This window comes from Arcanobacterium hippocoleae, from assembly GCF_040360365.1.
In the GTDB taxonomy this organism is placed as follows: Bacteria; Actinomycetota; Actinomycetes; order Actinomycetales; family Actinomycetaceae; genus Arcanobacterium_A; species Arcanobacterium_A hippocoleae_A.
In genome coordinates this window covers 2,043,478-2,058,267 of record NZ_CP136412.1, presented here as the reverse complement: position 1 = coordinate 2,058,267, position 14,790 = coordinate 2,043,478, and the positions used below count along the sequence as shown (strand labels likewise).

Genomic DNA, 14,790 nt, shown 5'->3' with positions numbered 1-14,790 from the left:
ATACTCGATTTCTACTTCTTCTGGCGTGCGGTAACCCAGAGCCTCATTGAGGTACTTGATGTTCCAACAATTCACTCATTCGAAGGTAGCGATTTCTACTTCGAGAACATCAGCCCAGGCACGGGTGCGGATGACCTCGTTCTTGTACGAGCAATTCACATTCTCTGCCAAAGCATTATCGTAGCTGTCACCCACGCTTCCCGTGGATTCAGCGATCCCAGCATCAACCAAATACTGATGATAGGTCAAAGACACGTATTGAGACCTGTGGTCACTATGATGAACCAGGCCCGTTGTTGAAGCGAGTGTTCCAGATCGCTCGCTTCAACGTCTGTAACGGTAAGGGCCCAGTTTTCATGGAATCCGAGAGAGGCCAGACAGCAATACGACGCGAGAACACGTCAGTGGCAAACGCCGCATACACGAAACCCTTGGCAGTCCGTACGTAGGCAATGCCAGCGACCCGCAACCGGTTCGGAGTTGTAGCGGTAAAATCGCGTTGAACCAAATCCGGGCGAGTACCGACGTCCTTACCTTTGCCTGTCGTGACGGGGTTCTTACCACTTACGTTTACCCCTGACACCAGCGAGGGCCATAATTCGTCTGGTCTGCTCACACCCGATTACAATCTCGCGACTTTTCAGGGCGTGCCACATCTTCCGCACCCCATAGACCCCATAGTTTTCAGCGTGTATCTCGCGAACAATCTCGACCAGCTCACGGTCCCGTACCTGGCGAGCCGACGGGCACGCCTCTTCGCCTCCTGCTAACCACGCGAGGTGAAAACCCCTCCCTCACGCTCTCGGCTCAGCGTCGTGCAGATGAACTCGATTGTGAAACGATCACGATAGTGGTCGGTAAAAGCGATCATTTCCGACGCTTCGGGTCGAGAACGGAGGCGAAAAAGCCGAAGCGGCTTTCAATAACTCGTTCGTCTCACGCAGCTCCTGGTTCTCCCGGCGCAGCCGGGCGTTCTCCGCAATCACGTATTCCTCAGCACGCACGATTCGGACCCGTCTTGCGAGCCTCTTTCAGCCACTGACGAGCTGTGTGCCAGGAAACCCCAAGCATAGGAGACACAACCATACACGCCCGTTGAATCGAAATCCCTTCAGCAAGAATCCGATTCTAAACTAACCGGACAACCCAATCCCTAGCATCCTGATCAAACTTCTTCGGCATAACCCAGACTTTCCCATCCACCCAAACGGAAAAAATCTAGACCATTTCAAAATACATTTGTCTAAAAATATATTTATCTAATCTGCAGCTTCGTCATCCGAGGCCGAAGATAGTTGTGAATGCGCTTTTTCGGCACGGGCTTTAGTGAGATTAGCAAGAATATCGTCGGCAATAGCTTTCGCTTCATCAGTACTCGGCCCTTCTCCTGCCGGCATCAGTACACCACGGTAATAACGAAGTTCATCAATAGAATCGTAAATATCACCGAGAGCACGATGTCCGCCTGTTTTTTCCGGAGCAGCGAAATAAACGCGCGGATACCAACGCTTTGCAAGCTCTTTGATTGATGAAACATCAATAATTCGATAGTGGAGATAATCCACCAGATCCGGCATCTGCTTCATCAGAAAAGTCTTGTCAGTACCGACGGAATTTCCGCCAAGATGTGCCTTACCGCTTTCCGGAACAAAGCGTTGTATGTATTCAAGCACTTGTTTCTGGGCGTCTTCTACGCTAAAGCCATCATCCCATTCGTCAATAAGATGAGTTTTGGTATGCATCTGCCGGACAAATGAGTTCATCTGCGCAGCGGCAGCTTCGCTTGGCTTAATAACGAGGTCAAGTCCGGTATCGAAAGGGTTAAGTTCCGAATCAGTAACAACGACGGCAATCTCGCAAAGCTCATCAACTTCAAGATTTAGACCGGTCATTTCACAATCGATCCAGACAATCGGATTATTCTGTGCAGAGAAATTATTCACCCATTCAGCATAGCAAATTCAGTGCCGCTTAGGTTTTTGGGAAAGGCTGGGAATCAGTTATACATTTCCCTGATATACTTACAACCATCCCACCCACCCCACGACGCGGGCTGGGAATCAGTTATACATTTCCCTGATATACTTAACCAGCGAATATTCTTGGTATTGAACAGGCTGGGAATCAGTTATACATTTCCCTGATATACTTACTTATTCACCTCAACCGAATGAGCCTTAGCTGGGAATCAGTTATACATTTCCCTGATATACTTATGCGCAGCTTTACGCACCGACCGTGGTCGCTGGGAATCAGTTATACATTTCCCTGATATACTTACTCTAACCTTCCTAGGCAGTCTATGAGAGCTGGGAATCAGTTATACATTTCCCTGATATACTTACTCTAACCTTCCTAGGCAGTCTATGAGAGCTGGGAATCAGTTATACATTTCCCTGATATACTTAAACAACACAACCTACGATATGCGCTTGAGCTGGGAATCAGTTATACATTTCCCTGATATACTTAACGTGTGCTCAAACAATGCTCGCACTTAGCTGGGAATCAGTTATACATTTCCCTGATATACTTAGAAAGACTGTTTTTCACGGTGTCCCACAGCTGGGAATCAGTTATACATTTCCCTGATATACTTACAAGAATATTCAGCTGCTTACCGCACCAGCTGGGAATCAGTTATACATTTCCCTGATATACTTACCGGATAGTCTTTAGCGAGTTTCGTATAGGCTGGGAATCAGTTATACATTTCCCTGATATACTTAATATCACAGTGTGTCTAAAACGTTAATCGCTGGGAATCAGTTATACATTTCCCTGATATACTTATCGGCTAGGTGCCAGTGCTCGATTGGTTGCTGGGAATCAGTTATACATTTCCCTGATATACTTAAAAATATTTCTCAAAAGCATCACGCACCGCTGGGAATCAGTTATACATTTCCCTGATATACTTAGCCAGTTTTCTGGATGTGGATGTTACGCGCTGGGAATCAGTTATACATTTCCCTGATATACTTAAAAATATTTCTCAAAAGCATCACGCACCGCTGGGAATCAGTTATACATTTCCCTGATATACTTAGCCAGTTTTCTGGATGTGGATGTTACGCGCTGGGAATCAGTTATACATTTCCCTGATATACTTAGGATGTGGAGAAAACATAGAGCCGGTCTGCTGGGAATCAGTTATACATTTCCCTGATATACTTAAAGGTGAGTGTTTATGTCACGTCGGATAAGCTGGGAATCAGTTATACATTTCCCTGATATACTTAACTTTTCGCGCACCTCATCAGGCATCGTGCTGGGAATCAGTTATACATTTCCCTGATATACTTAGTCCTTTTCCTGATAAGACTTATACTGAGCTGGGAATCAGTTATACATTTCCCTGATATACTTACCCACGGCGCCGTATAGATAAGCCTCAGGCTGGGAATCAGTTATACATTTCCCTGATATACTTAAGCCGCCAATACACCTGTAGTAGCTACGCGCTGGGAATCAGTTATACATTTCCCTGATATACTTATTCTGCGCGTCTTTATCCCCCGTTTGGTGCTGGGAATCAGTTATACATTTCCCTGATATACTTACACACTTGCACTAGGCGTCGGCTGAACTGCTGGGAATCAGTTATACATTTCCCTGATATACTTAACCCATCCGTAAATAGTGAAATCGGGTTCGCTGGGAATCAGTTATACATTTCCCTGATATACTTAGGGAATATGAGTTTGTGGCTATATTTAGCCTAAATATAGCCACAAACTCATTAAAAATCATCAGCTGTTTCGGTTCAGATTCCGATTTTTCCTCTAAAGCGTTGCGAAACCGAAAAGCTTTTGCCCATTGATTATCCGTCATATGATAAATTCTTACTTCTCCGCCAGGCGGAAGCTGAAGTTTAATTGCTTTCACGATACGAGTCCCCACGAGCCCGGATGGTGAATAGTAGGCATACACACTGTACTGCACTTTTGAAAAACCCAAATCTAATAAAGCATTTCTAAAATTTGAGTATTCACGCTTCTGTGCCTTAGTTTTCGTCGGTAAATCAAACATAACGAGGCACCACATCGGAATACTCACCACAGTCTCCGTGCTTCTAACCCAACAGAATCCCAAATATTAACTTTTAACTTCTGCTTCTCCCCTTCCACATACATCCCAAGACGCTGCGCAAGTGCCGTCATCTCCGTCGGAATCGAATCACCCACACCATTAAAAGCACCTCCAGCAGCTTCCACCAGAGCAGATTTTACAGCCCTGCTATCGCGACTCGTATCTGTTCCTAGCTTGGCAACACAAAAATCTATCGCCGGACGAAATGGCTCAATCAGATCATCCGCCAAAGCAAAATAATTTGACCGTCCATGATGAAACACCCCAATAGCAGGAGAAAGCCCAGCAGCACATACTGCTCTCATCGCATGCCCGCGCAGTACCGTATATCCATAATCCAAAAGAGAATTCTGCGGATTTTCCTGATCACGAATACCAGGATTACGCCTAAAACCAGTTTCTCCCCAGAGTTTACTCCAATAATAACGAGCAGCTTGCCCCTCACTATTTGAAATATCACCAGATTTCACAGCTTTCGCAATCTGGTTCAAGAATCCTGCACCAGTTTCAGATAAACATGCAAGCACATTAGCTTGCCCGTGAATTTTAGCTTTCACTAGCTGGGTCCAAGCAGCTTTCTTCCGCGGCAACGAAAGCTGAGCTTGCGCAAGATGCCTTGCCCCAACACGTGAATGATCACTCCACCCGTACGCACCTCCATACGGGCACCCTTTCCAATCACAGAAAATTACGGCAACATCATTTTCAACAAGCCGATGAATCACTCCAGCTGAAAACCGCGTATTCACTCCAATAAGCACTACTCCAACATCAGCAACAGGCACTTTTACTTCAGCATCAGCACCATCAGACTCAACGCTTAGCGCACCACGCTCAGCACGAATCTCTCCTTGAAATCCGGAAAAATCTAAAACCCGCCACTTTTCAGCGTAGTACCCCGCCATCTTTTACACCCGCCAAGAAATAGGCAGATGCGCGTTAGAAGCTTCACGAATCTCTCCAAGTGCATTACGGCGAACCACTTGCACTTTTCCGTAGCTAAATAAAACATTTACTGCAGGACGCCAACCCGATTTAGCGACAATATCAACAGTTCCCTTGGAATGAGTTTCCTTAATACCTTCGGCAGACAATAAGATTGGTCGTAATCTTAATTTGTCTTTATCAGAGAATCCATCAACCTTAAATCTATTAATCTCAGGAAAATCTCTTCTTAACTCTCCAACACCTCCCGTTGAGAACTTGGTGTCAGTTAAATCAAGTTCCAGTTCATCTCCAACGACAATCCATCCAAGATATTCAGCAGCGCCATCAGCAAGAGCCTTTCGCAGTTTCGGTTCTGCCGTACGCAACGAAATCGAACACTCCGCTAACGGTACCGTAAATAAATCCTCATCCCGGGCACCGGAAAGATCACAAGAAAATACTCGTATCATTGCAAAAACGGGTTTCTTCCCATTAATCCGATACACTCGTGCATGGTGAATCGTTCCGCCAATCTCCGCATATCCGCCGCGTACAGCGATAGCGGCAGCGCCAGATCCAAATATCCCAAGCCGATCGTCAGCGTTAAACCATTCACCTTTCACACGAATTTTTCGATTTGAATTGTCTGGTAAACCAACTTTTAAATCAAAATCCTCACATCGTGTGAGAGCTGCATACATCTGCGGCGTCGACGCGCGATCAATCTCCGTGAGCGACCAAGCATCTCCCAATCGTTTCTGTTTCAGCTTCCTAATTTTGGCATCATGCGCAGCAGAATTCCCTAAGCGCAGCCGCAGATTTTCCATCACTGGAATCGAATCACTACGCAGCGCATCATTAAACACCACAACCAAGCGGTTCATTGAATTCAACCATTTTCCATAGCCGATACGATGGGCCGAGTCAGAACCGCGATATTCTCTCCAAGTTTCTGCTTCACCAGCATAGCGCTGCGCATCACGAATATTGATCCGCTCAGCGAGAACTTGAGCCGCATAAGGGTGCATCAATGCAATTACACTCGCATCCATAGCATGATGTCGGCGATCTAACCGCGTTTTTCCGCGCTCGCCAAGCATCTCGATTTTTCGTTCCAAACCAGACGCTTTTCTCGCTTCCGCAGTGATTGCACCGCGGAAGACATTCACCGAAGTATCAGCTCCCTGTTCTCGGTAATGCCCGAAAATCCGATTAGCCAATTCTCGCGCCATCCATGCGACTGCTTCAATTGACCGAGTATCAAGCTCCTCGTCCGCAGCAGTTCGTGAAAGCCGGATAACAACATCACGCTTAAAATTCTGCCACTGTTTGGGTTTATATCCATCATCCTGTTTCCAGAAATGCACTCGTTCTTTTGCTTTCTCAAGCGAAATTTCCGGATTAGCTTGCTGCCGCGCCCACACTGCAAACGGCAAATTTCCTTTCGAATGATTACACCGACGGCAAACTGCCAAAAGGTTATCTCGAGTATTTGTCGATCCAACACCCTTCCGCGGAATTACATGATCCATTTCACAACTCGTGAAAGTAATAGGTTCACCGCAGTACGCGCATTTACAGTCCTGCCGGCTGACTGCGAGATAGCGCAACACATCTGAACGCCGTACTCGTTTTGGAGCACCATTCTCCTCCAAAATCTTTTCAACAACTTTCTGATTTCGTTCATATCGTCGATTATTTTCCTTCTCATATTCACGAACCATAAGTTCTGAGCTAAATCCACCGCGAATATGTTCAATATTCACTGCTTCAGGTATGCCATATTTAGCTTCGATTCCCATTAACCAGCGGTTCACAATTTTGAGTACTCGATCGACTCCTGGATTCCCAACCGGTAATCCGATTGGGTCAGGGCTTGGCTTCCAATCATCAGCTACTCCAAACACATTTTTCCGCGCTGTGAAAAGATCCTCCGCATACTCAAGCATCCGTGAATTGAGCTGATTCATCGAATCTTCAGAATATGCAGCCCGCCCTGCAGGAAGATTGATATTTGAAAGCTTCTCGAGAGTTCCGTCGTCAAGATTTGAAAGAAAATCCTGCACTGTTTCAAATCCAGCTGCGGTATCGTCTTGTTCTTCAGCATTAGAAAGTTCACGAATCAGTGCGCTGCGCACATCGTCATCTGCCGCATTCCAGAACTGAATTAAGGGCTTAATATTTGAATCATAAATACGTTGATTCGTCACATTTACCGGCGGATTAGAGTATGGACGCTCTCCTTCAACACTCGCTGCCGCAGTTCCGCTGAGCTGATCGCGTTCCACATCTAGCAAGTCAGAAATATCTTCCCACGTAACAGCGTCCTCAGAAGATGCTTTCATCAGAAAAGAAACTACTTTATCAAGTTCACCGCGGTTAAGCTGCCGAATTTCTCCTGTATCGCTATCGGCAATACGCAAATTCATCGCGACAGAAATAATGCGGAACTTTTGAAATGTTAGTGAAGCTTTCTCCGCACGCCGATATTTCTTCTGCCCGGGAAGCTCATCAAATCCCACTCGTTTTGCAGCCGATCCTTTCGGTGATTCAGCATAAAACACATGGTCAATAAGTTTATTTAAAAATTCAGAACTAATATCTTGCCGCTGCGCAATTTTCCGCAATTCGTTCGCATAGTCACTTTGTCTGAGTTTTCCACGCAGGATTCCCTCTGGTCCGCGAATCTTCGTAGCTGGACGCATTACATCCATTAATAATTCTGCAGGGGTCGCATCTTGCGGGTACGAAACACCAGTAACTTCCGCTATACGCTGTTTTAGTGCTGCCATCTCATCAGACGCAGGAGCAGGATTATGCAGCGCTTCAACCCGCATATATGGGCTTCTCCAGCCGCGATGCCGTGCAATGTGGCGAACCGCCACCGAAAGCAGCTCTGGAAGTTCTGCAGCAGAAACTTTCTTAACAGCCAATTCCGCTCGAATATCCCAAGGTGCATAAGGATCTGCAAACTCTTCAAGATTCACAATCGGATAGCCGTTATTCGTTAAGAAAGCATCAAGTGCTTGCAGCCGACGTTTCCGCCGGCGAACCATCCGCCGCGTGCGGCGTGCAACACCCGAATTAGCTAGCCGTGTAATAGAGTATTTTTGTTTATCCGGATCAACACCTGAATCATGCACCATCACCACCGAATCTAATATTCGTGATGGAAGTCCGTCACTTCCAATTTCAATCGCCGAAAGCCCAACAGAATTAGTACCGACGTCAACACCAACTCGAAAATTTATATCTGCATTCATAAAGCAATTATGCCAAAAAATAAATTGGCTTGTGCAGAATCACACAAGCCAATTTGAAATTACCGGCGAACCGGCGGAGCATTCAACCTTACAAACATGGTAAGGCTTACTGAGAATCAGTTATGGTTCAATGTTAGAAGTTTGCGCAAGTATTCGTCAAGGCGATTCCCTTAATCTGAAAAACTAAACCAGACGAACGCATATTTCCGTTTCGTTTATTGCACCATCGCCTGATAAACCCGATTAATCGCCGCAATACGTGCAGGCACATCAAAATTACGCGGAGTCTGAATTTTAATCCCGCGATAAAGTTCAGCACCTTCCGCGGCAGCGATAAACTTTGCCGCACGTTCAGCGTTCATCCATGAAGTTGGCTCATCATCTTGCAGCGGCAAATGCGCATCACCCCAGACCGGACCGTACTGTGTGGCTTCCGCACCAGCACCCGAACACATTATTCCGCCAAGTATCCCATGTTTTCTGAGTTCTGCAACCTGCTGCGCCGGCGTATCCGGATCGTGCGATTCCACCACTGAACGCCCCCAATTAATTGTGATTGGGATACCGACGGCACTGCATGCTGCGACTTCAGCTGCGAACGGAAGGAACTGTTTTTCCCCAGGGCCGACTCCGCACCCGATACAATTTCCCTCGCGCGCGTCGCAATGTTCAAGAACGAGTTCGATTCCAGAGCGTTTCGCATCATCCAATAATTCTTCAAGTGATTTTACAAGCCATTCTTCCTGCGCAATCTTTGAAGGAGCAGAATGCAGTTCAAGGCGATTAATCACTTGTGTCCCGGCCGTTTCGTTGAAATTATCACCAAGATTAATAACTTCCCGAATATATGCAATACCGCGGGCACGCCCGTCTTTATCAGGCGAAGCAATCCCAAAATTTGGATCAGTTCCTAAATTTCGCATCGTATCCGGAATTGCTGTAATCACCGAATCCGGAAACCGCCCAGCTAATGTTTTCGCAAGCCATTCCGGACTGTCAAAATCAAGGCTTCCTGCACGAACCGGAATCTCAATCCCAGTCACGTATCCGGTATCCGCGAGCGCCGTGTAAAACATTTCCTGCGCTTGCCGTCCATCAGGCAGCGCCGCATAAGCACCTACCACGAATGGTTTGTAATCAGATTCAATATTACTCATTTTTACTCCGCTTCTTTGTCTGGAATATTTTCCGGCATAAATACCTGAAATAAATTTGTTTGCTTGGTTTAAAGCTTTTCTCATTTCTTTGCAATCATATTTTCCTGTACTTAGAAATCGGGTTTAGTTACAGGGTAAAACACCGATTCTTGTACGACGGAACACGACACAAGTAATCCAAAATTGTTATTTCGTTGTCCGACGGTCGGCTCCGTCGCCAGCCGTCGGATAACTTAACTCTCACATTACCGCAGAAAGATGAATACTTATCAGACCAAAGCCACGTTAGAATGAGAAATTATTCCGCTTACAGCATCAGAAAAATCAACCTGAAAATGTTTTCCGCAAACGCACCATATCGCACTAACTGACGAAAAATATTACTGCAGCCGATAGAATCAAGAAGATGGAATCGACAAATCTGAATAAATCCGCAAATACCCCAACATTAAATCTTGCTCTTGATGAGCTTGAAGACACATATGGGATGAATCCTCCGCCGGAAGCAATCGAAGCGGCTTTCACCGCTTGGGTCGAAAACACTGGAAAAACGATGTATCCGCACCAAGCCGAAGCTTTGTTTGGAATTGTTGCCGGGGATCATGTGATTGTTTCTACACCGACAGGATCAGGCAAATCATTAATCGCAATGCAGGCGCTTTTCACAGCACTCGCCACTGGCCGTACCGCCTATTATACGGCGCCATTAAAAGCTCTTGTTTCTGAGAAATTCTTCGAATTGATTAAATACTTCGGTGCGCATAACGTGGGGATGATAACTGGTGATTCATCAATTAATTCTAATGCGCCAATCGTCTGCGCGACGGCAGAAATCCTTGCAAATATTGCTCTGCGCGAGGCAGAAACAGCTGACTGCGAAATGGTTGTGATGGATGAGTTCCATTTCTACGCTGACCCGCAGCGCGGCTGGGCATGGCAGGTTCCGCTGCTTGAACTCCCGCAAGCCCAGCAGGTCCTCCTTTCAGCAACACTTGGCGATACGCAATGGCTGGAAAAAGATCTCAGTGCCAGAACGGGACGTTCCGTAATGCTTGTAAATGATGCTATCCGCCCGGTTCCGTTACATTACAGCTGGTCGGTGATGCCAGTTAACGAAGTTATTCAAGATCTTGTGGCAACCCATATGGCTCCTGTTTATGTCGTACATTTTTCGCAGCGAGAAGCCGTCGCTGCTGCGCAGGAACTACTTTCTATGAGTCTGATTTCGAAAGAACAGAAGTCGAAAATTGAAACTGCACTAGATGGTTTCAAATTCGGTGCCGGATTTGGCAAGATGCTTTCAAAGCTGCTGCGCAAAGGCATTGGCGTGCATCATGCCGGGCTGCTTCCACGGTATCGACGGCTTGTTGAGCAGCTCACCCAAGCCGGGCTGCTTAACGTTATTTGCGGGACGGATACTTTGGGTGTGGGAATTAACGTGCCGATACGTACCGTGCTGATTACCAGTTTAACGAAATTCGACGGTACTAAAATGCGGCATCTTACCGCACGCGAATTTCATCAGATTGCGGGGAGAGCTGGACGTGCCGGATTCGATACCGTCGGATATGTAGTAGCACAGGCACCGGAGCATGAAATTGAGAATGCCCGGCGGATCCGCAATGCTGGTGATGATCCGGCAAAACTTAAGCGGGTACAAAAAGTTAAACCTGAGGAAGGGAAAATAATTTGGTCTGAAAAAACTTTTCAGACGCTCCAAACTAAAGCACCGGAAGTACTTAAATCACAACTTCGGATAAATCACGCGACAATACTCAATTTGCTGCAGCGTCCAAATCCAGTTCGCGCAGCGCAGCGTTTACTCACACAAAACCATGAACCGAACACAGAACGTAATCTTTTGATTCGCCAGGCGCTTGAAATATATTCTTCACTGCGCCGAGCCGCGGTGATTCATCATGAAAATCGGAATTGGCGCAAGGAATATGCGTGCGATGAATACGGCGTCCCGTTTGCACAAAATCCGCAATCTGCCGACGGTATTCTTCCCTCCCGCGGCAGCGCATTTACCAGCGCAATTCATTTTACGAAAGATGTGCCAAGCGATTTCGCGCTTAACACTCCGCTTTCTCCGTTTGCGCTTTCAGCACTCGATTTACTTGATCGTGAGGCGCCCGCATATGCGCTCGACGTTGTTTCCGTTATTGAATCCGTGCAGGAAGATCCGCTGCAAGTGCTGATTGCACAGCAAAAATCTGAACGTGCAAAAATGATTAACCGCTTAAAAAATGAAGGGGTTGATTATTATGAGCGGATGCGGATTGCTGACGATGTAACACATCCGAAACCATTAGCAGAACTGCTTGAACCAGCACTGAATATTTATGCGCAAACAAATCCGTGGGTACACGGGCATGAGCTTTCGCCAAAATCAATCGTCCGCCAAATGGTGGAGGAGGCGATGACTTTTACCGAGTTCGTTTCACGCTATGATTTGGCACGTTCTGAGGGGATACTGCTGCGGTACCTCACCGATACTTACCGGGCGCTGCGCCAGATTTTACCAAGTGATGTGCGCACCGCTGAGGTCGAGGCGATTATTGATTGGCTCAGCCGGCTTGTACGTTCAATCGATTCTTCACTGCTCAGTGAATGGGAAGCGCTCGCCCGCAGCGAATCAGATACAGAAGTATTCGATTTAGTTGACGGCGCCGAGCTTTATGCTGCGGATGAGAGTGCGTTGGGTACAGAGCTGGTGTTCGGTGCGGATTCTAACGGGGAAATCAGTTTTTCCCGCAATAAACACAGTTTCCGGCGTGCTGTGCGAAATAAAATGTTTTCGTTTGTGGAAGCTATTGAGCGCGATGACCTTGAATATCTTGCCGCACTTAATTCGCCGCAAGGCTGGAACCTCGACCGATGGGCGGACGCTGCCGATGACTATTTTGCCGAATACGACTATCTTGGCATTGATACAGCTGCCCGTTCAGAGAACTACTTTCAGGTACTCACGGATCCTTCGCTTGCAGATTTGCTGCAGGCCGGGATGGAAGATGAAGCGGCAGTCACACTTCTTGAAACACATCAAAGCGGCAGGGTTTGGCTTGTGATTCAAGTGCTTGACGACGGAGAAAACGATTTGGCTTGGGCGCTTTGGGCTTATGCAGATTTGGATGCTTCTGATGCGGCCGGGAAACTTGTATTAGAACTGGTTAACTTTGGACCGCGTTAAGCTTGGGTTTTCGAAATACTTCCGGCAGAAAACAAAAATGAAACTGCAGGGATTATCGTTATCTGATTCGATCCGGAATGAGCTAATCTGAATTATGTTCGACGGCAGTGAATTACGCTTGCGAAAGGCTTACTGCATCTCTAGAATTTTCCAGAAATTTTAAAATTACTTGCTATTTTTTCCGGAATATAAACTATCTTGTTCCAAATTTAGGCGCTTAAAATGACGAAATTACAAAATAACCATAAATCGCAATCGAACCTGCCGCGGCAAATTTCAGCTCCCTTAAATGCGAGCTCTGCACAGCTGAGTCCGATACTTCCGGCAGAGTTAATTGCCGAAAATATCGAAAAAGTCCGCAAAAGATTGCTGCCGCGTCCGAAAATTCAGGACGACGCCAAAACGAAATCAAATTAATGCTTGCCGCAAAATATCAGCCAGGTGAAAATTTACGCGCAGCCATTGCTGCCGGAGCGACGCTTTTGGGCACAATATGGTACAGCAGCTCCAGTCGGCAGAATCAGAAATCGCTGATTTCCCGCACACTACAACAATGATCGGGCATGTACAGTCAAACAAGCTGTCAGCAGCGATGGACTTTGCTTCCCGAATCGACACTGTTGATTCGTTGAAACTTGCGCAGCGTATTGCACGCCGGCAAGCGGCAAGAATCCAGGAAGGAAAAGAAAACGCCCCTTACCCGATTTTGCTGCAGGTAAACTCTTCCGGATCTGAGTCGCAATTCGGTTGTGAACCAACTGCCTTGATTGAATTGGCGAATAAAATCATTGACCTTCCGGAGTTGAAAATTGAAGGAGTGATGACTATCGGTGCGCACACTCCTGAACGCGAAGCAATTATCCGTTCTTTGAACTTACACGGAAGCTCTCGCAGCAGCTGCAGGAAATTCCTGGTCTCAAAAATGCACGCGAAGTTTCGATGGGAATGAGTGCTGATCTTGATTTAGCTATTGCATCCGGTTCGACGCTTATCCGCATCGGCACCGCCATTTTTGGTGCGCGCCCAAAACAATAAGCAAAAGATGAGCAAAATGGGCAGTGAACCGGATTATTCAATGCCCATTTGCCCGTGCTGCTTATTTTCCGATATACCGTCAGCTGCGAATTCAGTGCGATAAAATATTTAAATCAAAGAAGAATCAGAACGTTAAAATTCCACGGGAACGGAACACTTCACGTATTTTTTCCACCGCTTCTTTCGACGGCGGCTCCACATCGTCCAGTTGATATTCGAGCCCAAGATTGTCCCATTTGTCGCGAGCCATCTGGTGAAATGGCAGTACTTCTACTCGCTCTACGCTTCCCCACTTTGCAACAATATCGGCGACCGCCTCCACATTTTCTGGCGCATCAGTCCAGCCGGGAACTGCAACAAAACGAATCCACATCGGCTTTCCTGCATCTGCAAGCCGTTTCCCGAAGCGAAGTGTCGGCGCGAGTTCTTGATCAGTCGTCCGCTTATATACCTCCGGGATACCGCTCTTCACATCAAGCAGCACCAAATCAAGATTTTCCATCATCTCATCAGTAAGCGCAGCACCAAGGAAACCAGAGGTATCGATTGCCGTATGAATACCATTTTCTTTGCATTCCCGCAATAGCCGTGCTAAGAAAGCTGGTTGGAATAATGGCTCGCCGCCTGAAAAAGTCACGCCTCCGCCGCTTGCACGGAAAACAGCACGGTAACGTTTAATCTTTTCCATCAGTGCTTGTGCAGTTACGGCGTTCCCATCACGCATCCGCAGCGTGTCCGGGTTATGACAGTATACACACCGTAACGGACAACCGGAAAAAATGTGGTCATCCGTGTGCCAGGGCCGTCTACCGCCGTTACCAATTCCCAAGAGTGGATTGATCCAATTTCTCCAGCACGTACTGCTCGTAAATGCTCTTTCCGGCCAAGATCTTCAGCAGGTGTAATCCCATCAATACCTGCTCCATCAAGACGCGGAACTTCAATTTCAGATGGTTCTGGACGATATTCACCTGTAGAACCTTCTGACGAAAATCGAATCGGCACTTTACTCATATCGTCTCACTCCAAATTATTCATTTCTGCTACTTATTCATAAACGGCAACAGCTTTGCAGAATCAAAGATTTCTCTGCTCATCTTTGTGTGCTGCAGATGCATTCAAA

Annotated in this window: 8 protein-coding genes, 2 pseudogenes and 1 CRISPR repeat array; of the genes and pseudogenes, 3 read left to right on the top strand and 7 right to left on the bottom strand. The window is 46.7% G+C overall.

The features are described 5' to 3' along the window. Nucleotides 1-557 precede the first annotated feature (557 nt). The 6 genes and pseudogenes from RQN30_RS10595 to RQN30_RS10570 all read right to left on the bottom strand — a co-directional run bounded on the left by RQN30_RS10595 (nucleotide 558) and on the right by RQN30_RS10570 (nucleotide 9,439). Nucleotides 558-665 carry a hypothetical protein gene (locus RQN30_RS10595; protein WP_353060448.1) on the bottom strand — a complete coding sequence of 36 codons (108 nt, stop codon included), beginning with the start codon at nucleotides 663-665 and terminating at the stop codon, nucleotides 558-560. A gap of 594 nt (nucleotides 666-1,259) precedes the next feature. Then, nucleotides 1,260-1,943 carry an oligoribonuclease gene (gene orn, locus RQN30_RS10590; protein WP_353060447.1) on the bottom strand — a complete coding sequence of 228 codons (684 nt, stop codon included), beginning with the start codon at nucleotides 1,941-1,943 and terminating at the stop codon, nucleotides 1,260-1,262. A gap of 45 nt (nucleotides 1,944-1,988) precedes the next feature. Further along, nucleotides 1,989-3,692: direct repeats of the CRISPR family, unit length 36 nt; unit sequence GCTGGGAATCAGTTATACATTTCCCTGATATACTTA. Nucleotides 3,693-3,786: 94 nt separating this feature from the next. Next, nucleotides 3,787-4,047: pseudogene (cas2, locus tag RQN30_RS10585) on the bottom strand (CRISPR-associated endonuclease Cas2); the annotation flags it as partial. A gap of 8 nt (nucleotides 4,048-4,055) precedes the next feature. Beyond that, entirely contained in the window at nucleotides 4,056-4,997 is a 942-nt protein-coding gene (gene cas1, locus RQN30_RS10580; RefSeq protein WP_353060446.1) for a type II CRISPR-associated endonuclease Cas1, read from the bottom strand. A 3-nt stretch (nucleotides 4,998-5,000) separates the two neighbouring features. After that, nucleotides 5,001-8,282, bottom strand: coding sequence for a type II CRISPR RNA-guided endonuclease Cas9 (gene cas9, locus RQN30_RS10575; protein ID WP_353060445.1), 3,282 nt, complete (start codon nucleotides 8,280-8,282; stop codon nucleotides 5,001-5,003). 215 nt (nucleotides 8,283-8,497) lie between these two features. Continuing rightward, the gene (locus RQN30_RS10570; protein WP_353060444.1) at nucleotides 8,498-9,439 is read right to left on the bottom strand and encodes a DUF4862 family protein; all 942 of its coding nucleotides are present in this window, start codon (nucleotides 9,437-9,439) and stop codon (nucleotides 8,498-8,500) included. A 406-nt stretch (nucleotides 9,440-9,845) separates the two neighbouring features. Between RQN30_RS10570 and RQN30_RS10565 the strand changes: the two genes are divergently transcribed. The 3 genes from RQN30_RS10565 (at nucleotide 9,846) to RQN30_RS10555 (ending at nucleotide 13,581) form a co-directional block, all read left to right on the top strand. Next, a complete protein-coding gene (locus RQN30_RS10565) occupies nucleotides 9,846-12,632 on the top strand; it encodes a DEAD/DEAH box helicase (RefSeq protein WP_353060443.1) in 2,787 nt (928 codons plus the stop codon). Between the two features lie 222 nt (nucleotides 12,633-12,854). Further along, on the top strand, nucleotides 12,855-13,049 hold the full coding sequence (locus tag RQN30_RS10560) for a hypothetical protein (RefSeq protein ID WP_353060442.1): 195 nt from the start codon (nucleotides 12,855-12,857) through the stop codon (nucleotides 13,047-13,049). A 76-nt stretch (nucleotides 13,050-13,125) separates the two neighbouring features. Further along, nucleotides 13,126-13,581 (top strand): alanine racemase, encoded by a 456-nt coding sequence (locus RQN30_RS10555; protein WP_353060441.1) that lies wholly within the window; start codon nucleotides 13,126-13,128, stop codon nucleotides 13,579-13,581. A gap of 210 nt (nucleotides 13,582-13,791) precedes the next feature. Here RQN30_RS10555 and pflA read toward each other — a convergent pair. Further along, nucleotides 13,792-14,681, bottom strand: a pseudogene (pflA, locus tag RQN30_RS10550) (pyruvate formate-lyase-activating protein). Nucleotides 14,682-14,790 lie beyond the last annotated feature (109 nt).

Excerpts from the sequence above, each read along its gene's own strand:
- cas1 (WP_353060446.1), bottom strand. The coding sequence starts at position 4,997 with ATGGCGGGGTACTACGCTGAAAAGTGGCGGGTTTTAGATTTTTCCGGA.
- cas9 (WP_353060445.1), bottom strand. The coding sequence starts at position 8,282 with ATGAATGCAGATATAAATTTTCGAGTTGGTGTTGACGTCGGTACTAAT.
- RQN30_RS10570 (WP_353060444.1), bottom strand. The coding sequence starts at position 9,439 with ATGAGTAATATTGAATCTGATTACAAACCATTCGTGGTAGGTGCTTAT.
- RQN30_RS10565 (WP_353060443.1), top strand. The coding sequence starts at position 9,846 with ATGGAATCGACAAATCTGAATAAATCCGCAAATACCCCAACATTAAAT.
- RQN30_RS10560 (WP_353060442.1), top strand. The coding sequence starts at position 12,855 with ATGACGAAATTACAAAATAACCATAAATCGCAATCGAACCTGCCGCGG.
- RQN30_RS10555 (WP_353060441.1), top strand. The coding sequence starts at position 13,126 with ATGGTACAGCAGCTCCAGTCGGCAGAATCAGAAATCGCTGATTTCCCG.